Annotated in this window: 13 protein-coding genes; 10 read left to right on the forward strand and 3 right to left on the reverse strand. The window is 72.5% G+C overall.

All coding sequences use genetic code 11. The annotated features are described in order from the left end of the window. Window positions 1–63: 63 nt before the first annotated feature. Window positions 64–966, reverse strand: coding sequence for a ribokinase (gene rbsK, locus ACFWEG_RS10485; RefSeq protein ID WP_387211836.1), 903 nt, complete (start codon window positions 964–966; stop codon window positions 64–66). Window positions 967–1,241: 275 nt separating this feature from the next. Here rbsK and ACFWEG_RS10490 point away from each other — a divergent pair, with 275 nt between their 5' ends. The 6 genes from ACFWEG_RS10490 to ACFWEG_RS10515 all read left to right on the forward strand — a co-directional run bounded on the left by ACFWEG_RS10490 (window position 1,242) and on the right by ACFWEG_RS10515 (window position 11,947). Then, complete coding sequence (locus tag ACFWEG_RS10490; RefSeq protein ID WP_387211839.1) at window positions 1,242–1,970, forward strand: VIT1/CCC1 transporter family protein; 729 nt, start codon at window positions 1,242–1,244, stop codon at window positions 1,968–1,970. Between the two features lie 313 nt (window positions 1,971–2,283). Next, complete coding sequence (gene gltB, locus ACFWEG_RS10495; RefSeq protein ID WP_387211842.1) at window positions 2,284–6,849, forward strand: glutamate synthase large subunit; 4,566 nt, start codon at window positions 2,284–2,286, stop codon at window positions 6,847–6,849. Next, a complete protein-coding gene (locus tag ACFWEG_RS10500; RefSeq protein ID WP_387211845.1) occupies window positions 6,842–8,302 on the forward strand; it encodes a glutamate synthase subunit beta in 1,461 nt (486 codons plus the stop codon). Before gltB ends, ACFWEG_RS10500 begins: the two co-directional genes overlap by 8 nt. Before the next feature lie 396 nt (window positions 8,303–8,698). Continuing rightward, window positions 8,699–10,000 carry an extracellular solute-binding protein gene (locus ACFWEG_RS10505; RefSeq protein ID WP_387211848.1) on the forward strand — a complete coding sequence of 434 codons (1,302 nt, stop codon included), beginning with the start codon at window positions 8,699–8,701 and terminating at the stop codon, window positions 9,998–10,000. 118 nt (window positions 10,001–10,118) lie between these two features. Then, the gene (locus ACFWEG_RS10510) at window positions 10,119–11,123 is read left to right on the forward strand and encodes a carbohydrate ABC transporter permease (RefSeq protein ID WP_387211851.1); all 1,005 of its coding nucleotides are present in this window, start codon (window positions 10,119–10,121) and stop codon (window positions 11,121–11,123) included. After that, on the forward strand, window positions 11,120–11,947 hold the full coding sequence (locus ACFWEG_RS10515) for a carbohydrate ABC transporter permease (protein WP_387211854.1): 828 nt from the start codon (window positions 11,120–11,122) through the stop codon (window positions 11,945–11,947). Before ACFWEG_RS10510 ends, ACFWEG_RS10515 begins: the two co-directional genes overlap by 4 nt. 35 nt (window positions 11,948–11,982) lie before the next feature. Here ACFWEG_RS10515 and ACFWEG_RS10520 read toward each other — a convergent pair whose 3' ends face one another. Next, window positions 11,983–12,816: a chitosanase gene (locus ACFWEG_RS10520; RefSeq protein ID WP_387211857.1), complete on the reverse strand. Its 834-nt coding sequence runs from the start codon at window positions 12,814–12,816 to the stop codon at window positions 11,983–11,985. A gap of 229 nt (window positions 12,817–13,045) precedes the next feature. Here ACFWEG_RS10520 and ACFWEG_RS10525 point away from each other — a divergent pair, with 229 nt between their 5' ends. From ACFWEG_RS10525 to ACFWEG_RS10540, 4 genes are all read left to right on the forward strand, one after another. Continuing rightward, complete coding sequence (locus tag ACFWEG_RS10525; protein WP_387211860.1) at window positions 13,046–14,701, forward strand: cytochrome bc complex cytochrome b subunit; 1,656 nt, start codon at window positions 13,046–13,048, stop codon at window positions 14,699–14,701. Window positions 14,702–14,867: 166 nt separating this feature from the next. Further along, the gene (locus tag ACFWEG_RS10530; RefSeq protein WP_210986900.1) at window positions 14,868–15,071 is read left to right on the forward strand and encodes a cold-shock protein; all 204 of its coding nucleotides are present in this window, start codon (window positions 14,868–14,870) and stop codon (window positions 15,069–15,071) included. A gap of 124 nt (window positions 15,072–15,195) precedes the next feature. Beyond that, window positions 15,196–16,896 carry a DEAD/DEAH box helicase gene (locus ACFWEG_RS10535; protein ID WP_387211863.1) on the forward strand — a complete coding sequence of 567 codons (1,701 nt, stop codon included), beginning with the start codon at window positions 15,196–15,198 and terminating at the stop codon, window positions 16,894–16,896. A gap of 138 nt (window positions 16,897–17,034) precedes the next feature. Further along, the gene (locus tag ACFWEG_RS10540; RefSeq protein WP_387211866.1) at window positions 17,035–18,075 is read left to right on the forward strand and encodes an aminoglycoside phosphotransferase family protein; all 1,041 of its coding nucleotides are present in this window, start codon (window positions 17,035–17,037) and stop codon (window positions 18,073–18,075) included. Window positions 18,076–18,087: 12 nt separating this feature from the next. On the opposite strand, the gene ACFWEG_RS10545 is transcribed toward ACFWEG_RS10540, so the two are convergent. Further along, window positions 18,088–19,911, reverse strand: a complete 1,824-nt coding sequence (locus ACFWEG_RS10545) for an ankyrin repeat domain-containing protein (RefSeq protein WP_387211869.1) — start codon at window positions 19,909–19,911, stop codon at window positions 18,088–18,090. Window positions 19,912–19,944: the final 33 nt, after the last annotated feature.

Here is a 19,944-nt window from a genome sequence, read left to right on the forward strand (position 1 = left end):
GGGCCGGACATCCGGCCCCGCCCCCCTTCGCCGTGCGGTCGCCCCGCCGCGCCTACCGCGCGGTCAGCCCGCCACGCCCGCCGCCACCGCGTCGATCTCCTGGCGGAACGGCATCGAGGACGACGCGCCCTCCTTCTGCACCGAGAGCGAGGCCGCGCCCGCCGCCCAGGTCAGCGCCTCCGACATCGGCCGCCCCTCGCCGAGGGCCACGGCGAGCGACCCGACGAAGGTGTCCCCGGCCCCGGTCGAGTCCACCGCCCGCACCTGCGGCGCCGGCACCAGGAACGGCTCCGCCTCCCGGTTCGCGTAGAGGCTGCCCTGCCGGCCGAGCGTGATGATCACCTCGGGGACGCGCTCCAGGAGCACACGGGCCGCCGCGTACGGGTCGGAGCGGCCCGTCAGCGCGGTCGCCTCGTGGTGGTTGGGGACGAGGATGTCGACGGCCGCGTACAGCTCGGGCGGCAGCTCCTGGGCGGGGGACGGGGTCAGGATCGTCCGCACCCCGTGGCGGCGGGCGGCCTCCGCACCCGCGACGACCCCGGAGAGCGGGATCTCCAGCTGGAGCAGCAGGGTGTCGTGGGCGGCGATGAAGTTCTCGTCCCCCGCGGCCAGCCCGCCGACCAGGCCGTTCGCGCCGGGGAAGACGACGATCGCGCTGGCTCCCTCCTCGTCGACCACGATGTGCGCGGTCCCGCTGGGGCCCTGGACCGTGCGCAGCAGCGTGGTGTCGACGCCGGACTGCTCGAACGTGGTCCGCATCAGCCTGCCGTGCTCGTCCGAACCGACCGCGCCGATCATCGCCGTGTCGCCGCCCGCGCGGGCCGCGGCGATGGCCTGGTTGGCGCCCTTGCCGCCGGGGACGGTCCGGAACTCCCGCCCGGTGATCGTCTCGCCCTTCTCCGGGGCACGGTCGACGTATGCGACGAGGTCCATGTTGGCGCTGCCGAGGACGGCGATGGTGGTCATATGGCGTGCGTCTCCCAGGGTCGGTCGTGCGGGGCGGGCGGGTCCTGTCGGTGGGGGCGGTGGGCGGTGCGTCGGGAACGGATGATCGATAAGCATGCCCCGCAGATCGGGCCCGATGCCGTCGGGTGGTTCCGGGATCTCTTCCACGGGCCGCGGAGGGCAATCGCGAGCCGCCCGCACGTCATGCGAGCGGCCGCCCGGAGGGCTCGGCGGCGCCGGGGTAAGTAAGGCCTAACTGTCTGGAACGGCACTTACATCGAACGTAGGATCGAGCCATGTCCGTCATCGAGAACGAAGCGCCCCTGCACGTGGCGCACCGCGACAACCACACGCACCGCGACGTGAACGGCGGCTGGCTGCGGCCCGCCGTGTTCGGCGCGATGGACGGCCTGGTGTCCAACCTGGCGCTGATGACCGGAGTCGCCGGCGGCGCGGTCGGCCCCCGCGGCATCGTGGTCACCGGCCTCGCCGGGCTGGCCGCCGGAGCCTTCTCCATGGCGGCCGGCGAGTACACCTCCGTCGCCTCGCAGCGCGAGCTGGTCCAGGCGGAGCTGGACGTCGAGCGCGGGGAGCTGCGCCGGCACCCGGTCGACGAGATGGAGGAGCTCGCCGCGCTCTACGTCGCCCGCGGGGTGGAGCCGGCGCTCGCCCGCGAGGTGGCCGTGCAGCTGTCGAAGGACCCGGAGCAGGCGCTGGAGATCCACGCCCGCGAGGAGCTGGGCGTCGACCCCGACGACCTGCCCTCGCCCACCGTCGCGGCCGTCTCCTCCTTCGGCGCCTTCGCGCTCGGCGCGCTGCTCCCCGTGCTGCCCTACCTGCTCGGCGCCACGGCGCTCTGGCCGGCCGTGCTGCTCGCACTCGTCGGCCTCTTCGCCGCCGGAGCGGTGGTCTCCGCGGTGACGGCGCGCTCCTGGTGGTACAGCGGGCTGCGCCAACTGGGTCTTGGCGGCGCGGCGGCCGGTGTGACGTACGCCCTGGGCAGCCTGTTCGGTGCCGCCCTATAGTGCATTCCTATACAGGAGCCCGCACAACCACTCGTTACCCGGCGGTTTCGATCCGTCGACCGATGGGCATGAGCTGTGAGCACCGCGGGCAACGACGCCTGCTCCGGCCCGACACCCCGTCGGGATGGAGTGCCGGCGGCCATCGCGCCACCCGTGCAGGCTCCTCCCGGCACCGCCCCGAGCGGTGTCCGCATGATGGAATGCGTCATCCACTTTTCGGGAAGCTTGCCATCATGTAACCTGCACGAAATTTCGCCAGGGCCAACGTCGTCCCTCGGTATCTGCATATGCCACGACGACGACGGGAGAGCCGATGCGTACCCACGCCTGGTCGCCCATGGACGGTCGCCCTGCCCCGCAGGGACTGTACGACCCCCGTAACGAACACGACGCCTGCGGTGTCGGGTTCGTGGCCACCCTGACCGGTGAGGCCAGCCATGAACTGGTCGAGCAGGCGCTGACCGTACTGCGCAATCTCGAGCACCGCGGTGCCACCGGCGCCGAGGCCGACTCGGGTGACGGTGCCGGCATCCTGCTCCAGGTCCCGCACGCCTTCCTCGACGACGCCACCGACTTCGCGCTGCCGGCCGCCGGCGAGTACGCCGTGGGCATGGCCTTCCTGCCGGTCGGGGACGCCGAGACCGAGGCCGCCACCGCCGCCGTCGAGTCGATCGCCGCCGCCGAGGGCCTGACCGTCCTCGGCTGGCGCGAGGTGCCGGTCGCCCCCGCGCTGCTCGGCAACGGCGCCCGCGCCACCATGCCGGTCTTCCGCCAGCTGTTCGTCGCCGACGGCACCAGCAGCGGCCTCGCGCTCGACCGCAAGGCGTTCGTGCTGCGCAAGCGCGCCGAGCGCGAGGCCGGGGTCTACTTCCCCTCGCTCTCCGCCCGCACCCTGGTCTACAAGGGCATGCTCACCACCGGCCAGCTGGAGCCGTTCTTCCCGGACCTCTCCGACCGCCGCTTCGCCACCGCGCTCGCGCTGGTGCACTCCCGCTTCTCGACCAACACCTTCCCGTCGTGGCCGCTGGCGCACCCCTACCGGTTCGTCGCGCACAACGGCGAGATCAACACGGTCAAGGGCAACCGCAACTGGATGCGGGCCCGCGAGTCGCAGCTGGCATCGTCCCTCTTCGGGGAGGACCAGCTCGACCGGATCTTCCCCGTCTGCACCCCCGACGCCTCCGACTCCGCGTCCTTCGACGAGGTCCTGGAGCTGCTCCACCTCGGCGGCCGCAGCCTCCCGCACAGCGTCCTGATGATGATCCCGGAGGCCTGGGAGAACCACGCCTCCATGGACGCCGACCGGCGCGCCTTCTACCAGTACCACTCCACGATGATGGAGCCCTGGGACGGCCCCGCCTGCGTCACCTTCACCGACGGCTCCCAGGTCGGCGCGGTCCTCGACCGCAACGGGCTGCGCCCCGGCCGCTACTGGGTCACCGACGACGGCCTCGTCGTGCTCTCCTCCGAGGTCGGCGTCCTCGACATCGACCCCTCCAAGGTCGTCCGCAAGGGCCGCCTCCAGCCGGGCCGGATGTTCCTCGTCGACACCGTCCAGCACCGGATCATCGAGGACGACGAGATCAAGGCCCAGCTCGCCGCCGAGCACCCCTACGCGGAGTGGCTCGAAGCCGGCGAGATCGGTCTCGGAGACCTGCCCGAGCGCGAGCACATCGTGCACACCCACGCCTCGGTCACCCGCCGCCAGCAGACCTTCGGGTACACCGAGGAGGAGCTGCGCGTCATCCTCACCCCGATGGCGAGGACCGGCGGCGAGCCGCTCGGCTCGATGGGCACCGACTCGCCGATCGCCGCGCTCTCCGAGCGCCCCCGGCTGATCTTCGACTACTTCACCCAACTGTTCGCGCAGGTCACCAACCCGCCGCTGGACGCCATCCGCGAGGAGCTCGTCACCTCGCTGCGCTCCAGCCTCGGCCCGCAGGGCAACATCCTGGAGCCGACGGCCGCGTCCTGCCGCAGCGTCACCCTGCCCTTCCCGGTGATCGACAACGACGAGCTGGCCAAGCTCATCCACGTCAACGCCGACGGCGACATGCCCGGCCTGACCGCCGCCACCCTCTCCGGCCTCTACCGGGTCTCCGGCGGCGGCGACGCGCTGGCCGCGCGGCTTGAGGAGATCACCGCCGAGGTCGACGCCGCCATAGCGGACGGCGCCCGGATCATCGTGCTCTCCGACCGGCACTCCGACGCCGAGCACGCCCCGATCCCCTCGCTGCTGCTCACCTCGGCCGTCCACCACCACCTCATCCGCACCAAGCAGCGCACCCAGGTCGGCCTGCTCATCGAGGCCGGCGACGTCCGCGAGGTGCACCACGTCGCGCTGCTGATCGGCTACGGCGCGGCCGCCGTCAACCCGTACCTGGCGATGGAGTCCGTCGAGGACCTCGTCCGTGCCGGAACGTTCCTGCCGGGTGTCGAGGCCGAGCAGGCCATCCGCAACCTCATCCACGCCCTCGGCAAGGGCGTCCTGAAGGTCATGTCGAAGATGGGCATCTCGACCGTCGCCTCCTACCGCGGCGCGCAGGTCTTCGAGGCCGTCGGCCTGGACGAGGCCTTCGTCGAGAAGTACTTCAACGGCACCGCCACCAAGATCGGCGGCGCGGGCCTGGACGTCATCGCCAAGGAGGTCGCGGCCCGCCACGCCAAGGCCTACCCGGCCTCCGGCGTCCCCTCCGCGCACCGCGCCCTTGAGATCGGCGGCGAGTACCAGTGGCGCCGCGAGGGCGAGCCGCACCTGTTCGACCCGGAGACGGTCTTCCGCCTCCAGCACGCCACCCGCAGCGGCCGCTACGACGTCTTCAAGAAGTACACCGAGCGGGTCAACGAGCAGTCCGAGCGGCTGATGACGCTGCGCGGCCTCTTCGGCTTCGCGTCCGGCCGCACCCCCGTCCCGCTGGACGAGGTCGAGCCCGCCTCCGAGATCGTCAAGCGGTTCTCCACCGGCGCGATGTCCTACGGCTCCATCTCCCAGGAGTCGCACGAGACGCTCGCGATCGCCATGAACCAGCTCGGTGCGAAGTCCAACACCGGTGAGGGCGGCGAGGACCCCGAGCGGCTCTACGACCCGGCCCGCCGCTCGTCGATCAAGCAGGTCGCCTCCGGCCGCTTCGGCGTGACCAGCGAGTACCTGGTCAACGCGGACGACATCCAGATCAAGATGGCGCAGGGCGCGAAGCCCGGCGAGGGCGGCCAGCTGCCCGGCCACAAGGTCTACCCGTGGGTCGCGAGGACCCGGCACTCGACGCCGGGCGTGGGGCTCATCTCCCCGCCGCCGCACCACGACATCTACTCCATCGAGGACCTCGCCCAGCTGATCCACGACCTCAAGAACGCCAACCCGGCGGCCCGCATCCACGTGAAGCTGGTCTCCGAGGTCGGCGTCGGCACGGTCGCGGCGGGTGTCTCCAAGGCGCACGCGGACGTCGTCCTGATCTCCGGCCACGACGGCGGGACGGGCGCCTCCCCGCTCACCTCGCTCAAGCACGCGGGCGGCCCCTGGGAGCTCGGTCTCGCCGAGACCCAGCAGACGCTGCTGCTCAACGGTCTGCGCGACAGGATCGTGGTGCAGACCGACGGCCAGCTCAAGACCGGCCGGGACGTCGTCATCGCCGCCCTGCTCGGCGCCGAGGAGTTCGGTTTCGCGACCGCGCCGCTCGTCGTCTCCGGCTGCGTCATGATGCGCGTCTGCCACCTCGACACCTGCCCGGTCGGCATCGCCACCCAGAACCCGGTGCTGCGCGAGCGGTTCTCCGGCAAGGCCGAGTACATCGTCAACTTCTTTAACTACATCGCCGAGGAGGTCCGCGAGCTCCTCGCCGAGCTGGGCTTCCGCTCGATCGAGGAGGCCGTCGGCCACGCCGAGCTCCTCGACACCCAGCGCGCGGTCAGCCACTGGAAGGCGCAGGGCCTGGACCTCGCCCCGCTCTTCCACGTGCCCGAGCTGCCCGAGAACGCCGTCCGCCACCAGATCGCCGCCCAGGACCACGGCCTGGAGAAGGCGCTCGACAACGAGCTGATCAAGCTCGCCGCCGACGCGCTCGGCGCGGACTCCGCCGAGGCCGCGCTGCCGGTCCGCGCGCAGGTCGCCGTCCGCAACATCAACCGGACGGTCGGCACCATGCTCGGCCACGAGGTGACGCGGAAGTTCGGCGGCGCCGGCCTGCCCGAGAACACCATCGACCTCACCTTCACCGGCTCGGCCGGCCAGTCCTTCGGCGCGTTCGTGCCGCGCGGCGTCACCCTGCGCCTGGAGGGCGACGCCAACGACTACGTCGGCAAGGGCCTGTCCGGCGGCCGCGTGATCGTCCGCCCGGACCGCGGCGCCGACCACCTCGCGGAGTACTCCACCATCGCGGGCAACACCATCGCCTACGGCGCCACCGGCGGCGAGATCTTCCTGCGCGGCCGGACCGGCGAGCGGTTCTGCGTCCGCAACTCCGGTGCCCTGGTGGTCTCCGAGGGCGTGGGCGACCACGGCTGCGAGTACATGACCGGCGGCCACGCGGTGGTCCTCGGCGAGACCGGGCGCAACTTCGCGGCCGGCATGTCCGGCGGCACCGCCTACGTGATCGACCTCGACCCGGCGAACGTCAACGCCGGCAACCAGGAGGCGGTCAGCCCGCTCGAGGACTCCGACAAGGAGTGGCTGCACGAGGTCGTGCGCCGCCACGCCGAGGAGACCGGCTCCACCGTCGCCGAGAAGCTGCTCGCCGACTGGGACGCGGCGCTCGCGCGCTTCAGCAGGATCATCCCCACCACGTACAAGGCAGTGCTCGACGCCAAGGACGCCGCTGAGCTCGCCGGTCTCTCCGAGCGGGAGACCACCGAGAAGATGATGGAGGCGGCGACCCATGGCTGACCCCAAGGGCTTTCTGACCACCGGCCGCGAGGTCGCGCAGACCCGCCCCGTCGGCGAGCGCGTCAAGGACTGGAACGAGGTGTACGTCCCCGGCTCGCTGCTGCCGATCATCAGCAAGCAGGCCGGCCGCTGCATGGACTGCGGCATCCCGTTCTGCCACAACGGCTGCCCGCTCGGGAACCTGATCCCCGAGTGGAACGACTACGCCTACCGGGAGGACTGGACGGCCGCCTCCGAGCGGCTGCACGCCACCAACAACTTCCCGGAGTTCACCGGGCGGCTGTGCCCGGCCCCCTGCGAGTCGGCGTGCGTGCTCGGCATCAACCAGCCGGCGGTCACCATCAAGAACGTCGAGGTCTCGATCATCGACAACGCGTGGGACCGCAACGACGTCAGGCCGCAGCCGCCGGAGCGGCTGTCCGGCAAGACGGTCGCCGTCGTCGGCTCGGGCCCGGCGGGTCTCGCCGCCGCCCAGCAGCTGACCCGGGCCGGCCACACGGTCGCCGTCTACGAGCGGGCCGACCGGATCGGCGGGCTGCTCCGCTACGGCATCCCCGAGTTCAAGATGGAGAAGCGGCACATCAACCGCCGCATCGAGCAGATGCGCGCGGAGGGCACCAAGTTCCGCACCGGCGTGGAGATCGGCCGCGACATCGACGCGATGAAGCTGCGCCGGCGCTACGACGCGGTCGTCATCGCCGCGGGCGCCACCGTCTCGCGCGACCTGCCCGTTCCGGGGCGCGAGCTGAACGGCATCCACTACGCGATGGAGTACCTGCCGCTCGCGAACAAGGTGCAGGAGGGCGACTTCGTCGCCCCGCCGATCACCGCCGAGGGCAAGCACGTCGTCGTGATCGGCGGCGGCGACACCGGCGCGGACTGCGTCGGCACGGCGCACCGGCAGGGCGCGGCCTCGGTCACCCAGCTGGAGATCATGCCGAGGCCGTCCGAGGAACGCCCGGGGAACATGCCCTGGCCGACCTTCCCGATGCTCTACAAGGTCACCAGCGCGCACGAGGAGGGCGGCGAGCGGGTCTACTCCGTCTCCACCACCCACTTCGAGGGTGACGAGGACGGCAACGTGGCCGCGCTGCACCTCGTCGAGGTGGAGTTCGTGGACGGCAGGCTGACCCAGAAGGCCGGCACCGAGCGCCGCATCCCGGCCCAGCTCGTGACCCTGGCCATGGGCTTCACCGGTACGGACCAGTCGAACGGTCTCGTGAAGCAGTTCGACCTCGGGCTCGACGAGCGCGGCAACATCGCCCGCGACGCCGAGTACCAGACGAACGTGCCCGGCGTGTTCGTCGCCGGCGACGCCGGCCGCGGCCAGTCGCTCATCGTCTGGGCGATCGCCGAGGGCCGCTCGGCCGCCCGCGGCGTGGACCGCTTCCTGACCGGCGCGAGCGAGCTGCCCGCGCCCGTCAGGCCGACCGACCGCTCGCTCATGGTCTGACCCCCGCCCGTCCCCGCCCCGGGGACGACCACAGACGTCCCGTACAACGGCGTACGGAACTGAACGCGGCGCCCGCCTACCGTCCCCGACCGGACACCAGGCGGGCGCCGCGGTATGTCCGGGGGCGGTTCCGGCGCGTCCGAGGGCCGGGGGAGCGGGCGCCGGGCGGACAATGGGCGGGGTGTCCGGCAGGGGTCGAGAGGTCTATACCTGTGACGCCAACCAGGCCTTCCATCAGGCGTGTTGCGTCCCGCGTAGCGATCATTGCGCAGGGCGCAACGCGCATTACGGTTCGGTCCCGCTCCTTTCAAAGGGTCTGGACCACACCCTCGTTCCTGCAACAGACTCACCCCCGCGACACCACAGGTATTCGGCACGGCACATGGGGAGCACCACATGAAGCGACGAGTCCTCGCGGCGGGGATCGCCCTGACCCTCGGGATGACGGCCACCGCGTGCGGCGGCGACAGCGGGGACAAGGCGGAGGGCGGCTCGACCGACGGCAAGGGCAAGACCCTCACCGTCTGGATCATGGAGGGCACCAACCCCGACGCCAAGCCGTTCTTCGCGGAGGCCGCCGCCGCCTTCAAGAAGAAGACCGGCGCGACCGTCAAGGTCGAGTACCAGCAGTGGGCCACCGCCCAGAAGAAGTTCACCACCGCCATCGAGGGCGGCCCCAAGCAGGTCCCCGACGTCGCAGAGGTCGGTACCACCTGGGTCCCGCAGTTCGCCGCCACCGGCGGTCTCGTCGACGTCAGCGCCGAGGTGGAGAAGTCCGGCCTCAGCGACGACCTCGTCGAGGGCCTGAAGGACGCCGGCACCCTGGACGGCAAGCAGTACGGCATGCCCTGGTACGCGGGCGTCCGCTCCGTCCTCTACCGCAAGGACGTCTTCGAGAAGCACAACCTCAAGGCCCCGACCTCCTGGACGGAGCTGCAGGCCGCGGCGAAGACCCTGAAGGAGAAGGAGCCCAAGATGGTCTCCTTCCCCGTCGCCGGCGGCGCGGAGATGTACGCCACCACCTTCATCTGGGGCGCGGGCGGCGAGCTCGCCACCGAGCAGGACGGCAAGTGGAAGTCGGCGATCAACTCGCCCGAGGCCGTGAAAGGCATCCAGTTCTACACGGACCTCGCGAAGAAGGACAAGGTCTCCCCGGCCAAGGTCAACACCTGGACCGAGAAGGAGGTCGGCGACGCCTGGAAGGCGGGCGAGGTCGCCATGTCCATCTCCGGCAACTGGACCCCGAAGGCGTTCACCGACGCCAACCCCGACCTCAAGGACAAGCTCGGCGCCGTCCCCATGCCCGGCCCCGACGGCGGCATGTCCCGCTCCTTCCTGGGCGGTTCGTACCTCTCCACCTTCAAGGGCGAGAACCAGAAGCTGGCCTTCGAGTTCGTCAAGCTGCTCACCACCGGTGAGTTCGCGTCGAAGTGGGCGAAGGAGACCAACTACTTCCCCGGCCAGAACTCCGAGCTGGAGAAGATCGCCGCCGCGAAGGACCCGCTGGTCGAGCCGTTCGCCACGCAGATGCTGGAGGCCGGCGCCACCGTCCCGAAGACCAAGGCGTACGGCGAGATCCAGGCCTCGCAGGTCGTCACCGGCATGATCCAGTCGATCCTCAACGGCAAGATGGGCGTCCAGGCCGCGGCCGACAAGGCGGCGAAGGACATGGACGCGATCTTCGCGAAGAGCGAGTAGGAACGCGCCCGCCCGGGGCCGGAGGGGTGGTCGCCCGCCCCTCCGGCCCTCGGCCACGTTCCCCGTTCGTCCCGGCCGCACCCGACCCGTGCGACCGGCCCCCACCCGAGGTACACCCATGAAGACAACGCTCCCCGGCGGCCAGGCCCCCGAGGCCGGCCCCCCGGTGCGGACCGCGGCCGTACGCCCGCCCGACCCGCGCTCCGAGGCCGCCCGGCGGCGCCGCAGGGCCACCGCGCTGACCCGCCCCTGGCTGCTGCTCGCCCCCGCCCTGATCGTGCTGGCCGGACTGCTGCTCTGGCCGCTGATCCAGGTCGGCAAGCTCTCCCTGCAGGACTACGAGGTCAAGTTCGGCGGCGGCGTCGGCACCTGGACCGGCCTCGACCACTACACGACGCTGCTCAGCAGCGAACTGCTGTGGAAGACGGTCCTGCCCAACACCGTCTTCTTCGCCGTCGCCTGCGTCGGCCTGACCGTCGCCCTCGGGACCGTCGTCGCCCTGCTGCTCAACCGGCTCGGCACCACCTGGCGGGTCATCTGCTCCACCGCGATCATGGCGGCCTGGGCGATGCCCGCCGTCACCGGCACCTACGTCTGGATCTGGCTCTTCCAGCCCGACGACGGCCTCGCCAGCCAGATCGCAGGATCCCTCGGCCTGATCGACCCCGAGACCACCAACTGGTTCACCGAACGGCTGCCGTTCTACGCCATCGCCACCCTCAACGTGGTCCACCACGGCTTCCCGTTCGTCGCCATCACCGTCTTCGCCGGGCTCCTCACCATCCCCAAGGAGCTCTACGAGGCCGGCATGCTCGACGGCGCCAACGCCTGGCAGCGGTTCTGGCAGATCACCGTCCCGACCATCAAGCCCGTCTTCCTGGTCGTGACGATCCTGTCCACCATCTGGGACTTCAAGGTCTTCACCCAGATCTTCGTCATGCCCGGCGGCAGCGGCTCCAACGAGGACGTCTACAACCTCGGCGTCTACTCCTACATCCAGGCGTTCGCCAAGAACGACTACGGCATGGGCGCGGCCGCCGCCGTCCTGCTCACCCTGCTGCTCCTGGCCATCACCGTCGTGTACATCCGCACGCTCTTCAAGCAAGGGGACGAGGACCTGTGAGCCGCCCCTCCACGACCGCACGGATCGGCCTCGGCGCCGGCGTCACCGCCCTGCTGGTCTTCACCCTGTTCCCCGTCTACTGGATGGTGTCCACCGCGCTCGACCCGAGCGCCGGCAACCGCGGCGCCGACCTGCTGCCCGGCGGCCTGTCCTTCGAGCACTTCACGTTCGTGTTCGAGAAGGGCAACTTCGGCACCTACCTGCTGAACTCGGCGGTCGTCGGCCTCGGCACCGTGCTGGCCGCCGCCGTGCTCGCGCTGTTCGCGGCCGTCGCCGTCGCCCGGTTCAAGTTCCGCTTCCGCACCTCGGTCCTCGTCATGGTGCTGATCGTGCAGATGGTGCCGCTGGAGGCCCTGGTCATCCCGCTCTTCATCCAGATGCGGGACTACGAGATGCTCGACAGCCTGCTCGGGCTGACCATCGTCTACATCGCCCTCTCGCTGCCCTTCGCGATCTGGACCCTGCGCGGCTTCGTGCAGACCGTGCCGAAGGAGGTCGAGGAGGCGGCGTACATCGACGGCTGCTCCTGGTGGCGGATGTTCCGCTCGGTGCTGCTGCCGCTGGTCGCCCCCGGGCTCGTCGCCACCAGCGTCTTCGCGTTCATCACCGCGTGGAACGAGTTCGTCTTCGCGTACACGTTCATGAAGGGCAACGACAAGTACACCGCCGCGGTGGGGATCTTCCAGTTCTTCGGTGAGAACTCGACCTCCTGGGGACCGGTCATGGCCAGCTCCACGCTGGTCACCCTGCCGGTGCTGATCTTCTTCGTGGTCGTGCAGCGCCGGCTCGCCTCCGGCCTCGCGGCGGGCGCGGTCAAGGGCTGACCCCTCCCGCAGCCGCCCCGGCCGGCCCCGGGCGGCTACGGGATCCGGTACTCGTCCCCGTACATCGACCAGGTCAGCGGGGTGTCCAGGGAGAGGTTGCCGGCCTTCAGGAAGGCCCGCTGGGCGGTGTCGATGCGACTCGTGTCCCGGTGGGCCTTCTCGCCGCGCATCACCTTGCGCCGCTCGTCGAGGAAGGCGTTCAGGTACGCGGTCTCGTCACCGCCCTCGGCCTTCGTCGCCGCCTTCCTCATCGCCGCCCTGCGGATGCCGTGGAACGCCTCGGGCTGCTCGCCCGGGCCGTGCACCACGATCGCGTCGTAGTAGACGAACTGACCGAGCGTCCCGAGTCCGTCCCGCTTCGCGAGCGCGACCGCCGGGTCGAAGTAGCCGCGGTCGCGGGCCGCGATCTGCGCGTCCTGGAACGCCGGCTCCTTCGCCTCCGCCTTCCAGGCCGCGGTGAACGCCCCGCCCAGACCCTCGTGCGAGGGCGTGCCGTCGACGGCACGCAGCGCGGGCAGGAAGCGGGCGAGACCGTTGTCCGGGTGGTCCTGCGTGTACCGCTCCACCAGGGCGAGCAGGTCGTGGGTGCCCGTGGTGAAGCCGATGATCCCGGCCGTGTAGCCGCGCCCGTCGCCGATGTCCTCGACGTACCCGAACTGCGCGCGCCAGTCCAGCGAGGAGTTCTCCGCGCTGGAGACGAGCCGCTGGGCGAGGTCCTTCTTGTCCGGGGCGGAGAGCCCGGCGGACGCGGCGGACGTCCGCGCGGAGCCCGCCTTCGCGTCATCGCCCCGGTCGTCCGAGGGCTGCGTGCAGCCGACCAGGAGCAGGGCCGGGACCAGGGTCAGGGACCACCACGAGACGCGCTTCACCCGGCCCAGCGTACGGGGGCGTCGAACACCCGCCCGCCCCCGTGTCCCGTGAGTCCCCGTCAGTCCGCCCGCGAGGCCGTCCGCGTGACGCGGGGGACGCCCGTGAAATTCGTCAACTTCCCTTTTCTGCATACCTGTTGGCACACCCCCGCCTTCTGTCTACGCTGGACGGGTGCTCCGCCCGGCGGGTCGGGACCCGCCCGCGCCGGGGCGGCGAGGGGGGAGACGCATGAGCGACCGCACCCGCAGGGCGCGCGACGGCGCGGCGAAGGCGGACGGCAGGCCCGCCGAGCCGCCCGCCGGCGAACGGATCGCCGACTGGGCCGACAGCAGGCTCGGGATCTACGGCCTCGCCAAGGCCAACATGCGCAAGATCTTCCCCGACCACTGGTCGTTCATGCTCGGCGAGATCTGCCTCTACAGCTTCCTGATCCTCATCCTCACCGGCGTCTACCTCACCCTGTTCTTCGAGCCCAGCGCCGCCGAGGTCGTCTACCACGGGTCGTACGAGCCGCTGAAGGGCGTGCTCATGACCCGCGCCTTCGAGTCCACCGTGGAGATCAGCACCGAGGTGCGCGGCGGACTGCTCATCCGGCAGATCCACCACTGGGCCGCGCTCGTGTTCGTCGCCGCCATGCTCGTCCACATGATGCGGGTCTTCTTCACCGGCGCCTACCGCAAACCCCGCGAGATCAACTGGTTGTTCGGCTGGACCCTGCTGATGCTCGGCCTGATCACCGGGCTCACCGGCTACTCGCTCCCCGACGACCTGCTCTCCGGCACCGGCATCCGCTTCGCCCAGGGCGCGATCCTCTCCGTCCCGGTGGTGGGCTCCTACCTGTCGTTCTTCCTGTTCGGCGGCGAGTTCCCCGGCACCGACATCATCCCCAGGCTCTACTCCGTGCACATCCTGCTGCTGCCCGGGATCATGCTCGGCCTGGTCGTCGCCCACCTGATCCTGGTCTTCGTCCACAAGCACACCCAGTTCGCCGGACCCGGCCGCACCGAACGCAACGTCGTCGGCGCACCGTTCCTGCCCGTCTACATCGCCAAGGCCGGCGGGTTCTTCTTCCTCGTCTTCGGCGTCCTCGCGATCATGGGCGCGGTCGCGACGATCAACCCGGTGTGGGTGATCGGCCCCTACCGGCCCGACCTCGTCGGCACCGGTGCGCAACCCGACTGGTACCTCGGCTTCTCCGAGGGGCTGATCCGGGTGATGCCCGCCTGGGAGATCGACGCCTTCGGCCACACGCTCCAGCTCGGCGTCTTCATCCCCTTCTCGCTCTTCCCGCTGGTCATGGCGGCCATCGCCGTCTACCCGTTCGTCGAGGCCTGGATCACCGGCGACAAGCGCGAGCACCACATCGCCGAGCGCCCGCGCAACAACCCCACCCGCACCGGCCTCGGCGTCGCCTGGCTCAGCCTCTACGGCGTCTGCCTGATCGGCGGCGGCAACGACATCGTCGCCACCCACTTCCACCTCTCCATCAACGCGATCACCTGGTTCGTCCGGATCGGGATCCTCGTCGTCCCGGTCCTCGCGTTCGTCGTCACCCGCCGGATCTGCCTGGGCCTCCAGCGCCGCGACCGCGACGTCGTGCTGCACGGCCGGGAGTCCGGCACGATCAAGCGCCTCCCGCACGGCGAGTACGTCGAGGTCCACACCCCGCTCACCCCCGGCGAGCTCTACACCCGCACCGCCCACGAGCAGCCCCCCGCGATCGAGCTCGGGCCAACCGTCGACGCGAACGGCGTCCGGCGCCGCGTCCGCCCCGCCGACCGGCTGCGCGCCCGGCTCTCCCGCGGCCTCTACGGGCCCGACGCGCACATCCCGAAGCCGACCGCCGAGGAGCACCGCGCACTGCAGGGCGGCGATCACCACTGAGTGTCGCGAAGTGCGCCGGAGGGGGTGCGTGCTAGTGTGGGGCCCGTTGCAGTTTTGGTACCCATGAACTTTATGTGCGCCTGACGGGAATGTAGACGTTCAGGCGCACATGTGTTTTACCGGCATTATCCGGATGGGACCGCAGACCTATCTCAGGAGAAATGTCATGGCTACTGGCACCGTGAAGTGGTTCAACTCGGAAAAGGGCTTCGGCTTCATCGAGCAGGACGGTGGCGGCGCCGACGTCTTCGCCCACTACTCGAACATCAACGCCCAGGGCTTCCGTGAGCTCCAGGAGGGCCAGAAGGTCTCCTTCGACGTCACGCAGGGCCAGAAGGGCCCGCAGGCCGAGAACATCGTTCCCGCCTGATCGCAGGAACATCGCGTTCGACGCGTCGTAGCCGGGGCCCGCACCTCTTGGGTGCGGGCCCCGGTTTCTGCTGTGCCGCCGCATCCCGGTGCCGCCCCCGCATTTCCCGAAAGGCATTCGCTGTATGACTCAGTCCTCTCGTCCGCCCCGCGGCGGCACCCGTCGGCCCCAGGCCGCCAGGACCTCGGTCAAGGCCCAGGGCTCCACGGGCGGCCGAACCCGGCGCAAGGCCGTCCCCCCGCAGGGTGATTTCGCAACTCCGGAGAGCGTGATACCTCCGCTCCCCGCGGTCTCGGCCTTCGACGAGCTGGACATGCCGGCGGCGCTCCTGAAGACCCTCACCGCGCAGGGCGTCACCGAGCCCTTCCCGATCCAGGGCGCCACCCTGCCCAACTCCATCGCGGGCCGCGACCTGCTCGGCCGCGGCCGCACCGGCTCCGGCAAGACGCTCGCCTTCGGCCTCGCCCTGCTCACCCGCACCGCGGGCCTGCGCGCCGAGCCGAAGGCCCCGCTCGCGCTCGTCCTGGTGCCGACCCGCGAGCTCGCCCAGCAGGTCACCGACGCGCTCACCCCGTACGCCACCGCCGTCAACCTGCGGCTCGCCACCGTCGTCGGCGGGCTCTCGCTGACCCGGCAGGCCGCCACGCTGCGGCGCGGCGCCGAGGTGCTCGTCGCGACGCCCGGCCGGCTCAAGGACCTCATCGAGCGCGGCGACGTCGCACTCGGCGAGGTGCGGATCAGCGTCCTCGACGAGGCCGACCAGATGGCCGACATGGGGTTCCTGCCGCAGGTCACCGCCCTGCTCAAGCAGGTCGCGCCCGGCGGGCAGACGATGCTGTTCTCCGCGACGCTCGACCGCAACGTCGACCGGCTGGTGCGGCAGTTCCTCACCGACCCCGTCGTGCACTCCGTCGACCCCTCCCAGGGCGCGGTCACCACGATGGTCCACCACGTGCTGCACGTCATCGACGAGACGGACAAGAAGGCCGTCGCCACCCGGATCGCCGCGCGCGAGAACCGCGTGATCATGTTCGTCGACACCAAGCGCGGCGCGGACCGGTTCGCCAAGCGGCTCCTCGCCAGCGGGGTGCGGGCGGCGGCGCTGCACGGCGGTCGCTCGCAGCCGCAGCGCAACCGGACCCTCGACCAGTTCAAGAACGGTCAGGTCACCGCGCTCATCGCGACCAACGTCGCCGCGCGCGGCATCCACATCGACGACCTCGACCTCGTCGTCAACGTGGACCCGCCCATGGACCACAAGGACTACCTCCACCGCGGCGGCCGCACCGCGCGGGCGGGGGAGTCCGGCAGCGTCGTCACCCTCGTCCTGCCCGACGAGAAGCGCGAGATGACCAAGCTGATGAGCGACGCGGGCATCACCCCGCACACCGCGCGGGTGAAGTCCGGCGACGAGGAGCTCGTCCGGATCACCGGGGCGCGGGAGCCGTCGGGGGTGCCGGTCGTCCTTGAGGTGCCGCAGCAGGCGGTCGCGGAGCCGAAGGCCTCCGGCGGCAGGCGGCGGCGGTCCTCCTCGGCGGGGGCGTCCGCTTCGGGCGCCTCGGCCGCGGCCGGGCGTCCGCGGCGCGGCGAGGCGGCCGGGTCCGCCGGCGGCACGGGGCGTACGGGTTCTACCCGGGCCGGCGGCCGCGGGCAGGGACAGGGTTCGGCGGCCGCGGCCGCCGGGGCGGGCCGGCGGCCCCAGGGCGAGGGCCGCGGACGCGGTCCGGCGTCGGGCGGGACGGGCGCGAACGCCGGCACCGGTGCCGGTTCGCCCGGCCGCCGTCGCGGGCGCGGCTCGCGCGGCGGCGGCCGCGCGGCCGCCTGACGCGCGGGGTTCTCGCGCGCGGGGTTCTCGGGGCGGGGTCGGACGGTGTCCGGCCCCGCCCCTTCGCGTGTGCCACCGGTCCGTCGTCGGCCGAAACGCGGTTGCGGGTGGGCCCCGGCGGTGTGCTGGGATGGGCGGATGCGACACGACACCCTGCCCGACCAGGTCGATCACGGTGACTATCCGGGCGTCTCGACGCCGTGGGACGACCCGGCCTGGCGGGTGCGGGTCACGGACTGGGTGCAGGACGCCCTTGACGGGCACGGGCTGCGGGTCGACGGGCGGGCGGCCGTACGGGTGCGGCCGTGGTCCGTGCTGCTGAGGGTTCCGGTGCGGGCCGGGGACGGGGGCGCGCAGACCGTCTGGTTCAAGGCGAACCCCGCCGGGTCCGCCTTCGAGGCGGGGCTCGGGCAGGTCCTCTCCGACATCGCACCCGCCGACGTACTGCTGCCGCTGGCCGTCGACGCCGGCGAGGGGTGGGCGCTGCTGCCCCAGCACGCGGGGGTGCTGCTGGCCGACGCGGTCGCCGCGGCGGGGACCTCCGACGGGGAGGGCGTCCGGCTCTGGGAGGCCCCCCTCCGGCAGTACGCCGCGCTCCAGCAGACCGTGGCCCCGCACGTCGACCGGCTCGCAGCCGCCGGCGTCCCCGACGGACGCCCGCACGCCCTGCCCGGCCTCCTCGCCGGACTCCTCGACTCCACTCCCGCGCTCTCCGACGCCGACCGGACGGCGCTCACCGCGCTGCTGCCCCGCTTCACCGCCTGGTGCGAGGAGCTGGCCGCGATCGGCGTGCCCGCGTCCGTCGACCACGGCGACCTGCACGCCGACCAGGTCTTCGGCCCCGACCCGGCCACCGGCCGGTACACCTTCTTCGACTGGGGCGACGCGATGATCGCCCACCCCTTCGCGAGCTTCCTCGTCACCTCACGCGTCGTCGAGCGCCGCTTCGGCCCCGCGACGGTCGCGCGCCTCCGCGCGGTCCACCTCGACGCCTGGTCCGACGGCACCCGGTCCCGCCCCGACCTCGAGCGCGCGCTCGACCTCGCGGTGCGCCTCGCGCCCGTCGGCCGCGCCTGCTCCTGGGCGCGCCTCTTCCCCCAGCAGGGCGCGGTCGCCGCCGCGACCGCCCCCCAGTCCGCCCGCTGGCTGCGGGTCCTCCTGGGCGAGCCGCTCGACTGACCCGGCCGGGACTCACGTCACCGGGCGGCGGGGTGTCGTGTGTGACAGGCGGGCGCGGACGTGGTCGTCGGTGAGGTGGGGGAGGGCGGAGGCGGCGAGGACGCGGGCGGGGCTGCCAGCGGGCTCGTCGGCGAGGAGCTGCTCGAGGGCCGGTATGCAGCGCACGTCCTGACGGAGCGCCAGCCCCAGCGCGGCCCGCGCGGCGATCTCGCGGCGCGGGTCGCGGCGGAGGTCCGCCAGGGCACTCCGCACCGCGGGGGAGTCCTCGCCCGGCCGCGCCAGCGCCGCGCAGGCGTGCGCGCGCACCTCGTCGTCGGGGTCGCGGCTGAGCACGATCAGCGGGGCGACGACCGGGTCCGCCCCCGTCGTCGCCCCCGGACCTCCCTCCGCGGCCGCGCCCGACCCGCGCCCCCCACCGCCCGGCGCGTTGCGCACCGGGAGAGCGGGCCTGGCAGCCCGGTCCGCGCCCGCACCGGGGCCGCCCGCCGGTCCCGTGCCGCCGACGGCCCACCCGCCGGCCCCGTCCGCCGTCTGCGCGCCCGGTGCGGCGCTCGCGCTGCCGGACCCGGCCGAGCCGGGGGCGTCCCGCCGGACCGGGCGGTCCGCGGTGGGGGCCGCCCACCAGGACGCACCGTCGGCCCTGCCGGCCGGGCGGCGGCCGTCGCTCCCGGCCGCTCCCGTCGCCGCGCCGAACGGGAGGACGCCCAGCCCCGCGGCGACCGCGCGGCGGACGGGGGCCGAGGGGCTCCCGGCGTGGCGCAGGAGCGCGGGCACGGCGGCCGGGTCGTGCTGGGCGGCGAGCGCGGTCAGGGCGTGGGCCAGGAGGAGGTCGTGTTCGGCCCGGTCGGCGAGCTCCAGGAGAGGGCCCAGGGCGCGGGCGGCGAAGGGGGGCCGGCCCGGGCCGTCGAGGCCGAGGCCGGCAAGGACCTCCGCGCCGAGCGTCTGCCGCAGCGGGTCGTCGCTCCCGCACCACACCAGCGCCGCCCGGAGCGTCTCCTCGTCGCCGAGCGCCCGCAGCGCGCGCACCGGCACCGTCCAGCCGTCCAGGCGGGGGTCGCCGCACCGCAGGGCGCGCTCGGCCAGCGCCGCGAACGAGACCCGCACCCCGAGCGCCTCCTCCAGGAGCGTGGCTATCGCCGCGTGCCCGGTCTGCTGCTCCGCGCCCCGCACCGGCCGGCCCGCCACGAACCGCTCCGCGACCAGCGTCACCCCGCCCGCCTCGACGAACCGCCGCACCACCGTCTCGCCCGGCTCCGACGCCCCCTCCTCCACCACCCGGCGCAGCTCACCCTCCGCGTCGAGCCCCGCCCACCGCAGCGCCTCCGCGAGCGCGGCCCGGACCCCGCCCGCCCCCGCGCCGAGCAGCGCCCGCACACACCCGACCGAGCCCCGCCGGGTCGCGAGGACCAGCGGCGGGTCACCGCCCGGCACCCCCAGGTCGGGCGACGCCCCGTGCGCGAGCAGGGCCGCGACCACCTCGGTGTGCCCGAGCTGCGCCGCCCACACCAGCGCCGTGAACCCGAACCCCTCGCGCAGATCCGGCCGCGCCCCGCCCGCGAGCAGCGCCCGCACCGTCCCGGCGTCCCCGCTCACCGCCGCCGCGCACAGCGGCAGTTCGTCCGCGTCGACGCCCGACGGCCGGTCCGGGTGAGCGCCCGCCGCGAGCAGCAGCCGGACACAGCCCGCCTCCTCCCGCACCGCCGCCCGGTACAACGGCGTCTCCCCGTCCTCCCCGACCCCTTCCGGATCCGCCCCGGAGCGCAGCAGCCGCAGGACGAGGTCCTCGTCACCGGTGTCGACGGCGTCGGTCAGGGCGGCGCTCGGGTCGTGCGTCATCCCATGACTGTAAGCAGACGGCCGGGGCGAACG

This window comes from Streptomyces sp. NPDC060194, from assembly GCF_042728285.1.
Lineage (GTDB): Bacteria > Actinomycetota > Actinomycetes > Streptomycetales > Streptomycetaceae > Streptomyces.

Bases quoted from the DNA above. Each gene is read 5' to 3' on its own strand.
- ACFWEG_RS10535 (WP_387211863.1), top strand. From the start codon at position 15,196: ATGACTCAGTCCTCTCGTCCGCCCCGCGGCGGCACCCGTCGGCCCCAG.
- ACFWEG_RS10530 (WP_210986900.1), top strand. From the start codon at position 14,868: ATGGCTACTGGCACCGTGAAGTGGTTCAACTCGGAAAAGGGCTTCGGC.
- ACFWEG_RS10545 (WP_387211869.1), bottom strand. From the start codon at position 19,911: ATGACGCACGACCCGAGCGCCGCCCTGACCGACGCCGTCGACACCGGT.
- ACFWEG_RS10540 (WP_387211866.1), top strand. From the start codon at position 17,035: ATGCGACACGACACCCTGCCCGACCAGGTCGATCACGGTGACTATCCG.
- ACFWEG_RS10500 (WP_387211845.1), top strand. From the start codon at position 6,842: ATGGCTGACCCCAAGGGCTTTCTGACCACCGGCCGCGAGGTCGCGCAG.
- ACFWEG_RS10490 (WP_387211839.1), top strand. From the start codon at position 1,242: ATGTCCGTCATCGAGAACGAAGCGCCCCTGCACGTGGCGCACCGCGAC.
- ACFWEG_RS10510 (WP_387211851.1), top strand. From the start codon at position 10,119: ATGAAGACAACGCTCCCCGGCGGCCAGGCCCCCGAGGCCGGCCCCCCG.
- rbsK (WP_387211836.1), bottom strand. From the start codon at position 966: ATGACCACCATCGCCGTCCTCGGCAGCGCCAACATGGACCTCGTCGCA.
- gltB (WP_387211842.1), top strand. From the start codon at position 2,284: ATGCGTACCCACGCCTGGTCGCCCATGGACGGTCGCCCTGCCCCGCAG.
- ACFWEG_RS10505 (WP_387211848.1), top strand. From the start codon at position 8,699: ATGAAGCGACGAGTCCTCGCGGCGGGGATCGCCCTGACCCTCGGGATG.
- ACFWEG_RS10525 (WP_387211860.1), top strand. From the start codon at position 13,046: ATGAGCGACCGCACCCGCAGGGCGCGCGACGGCGCGGCGAAGGCGGAC.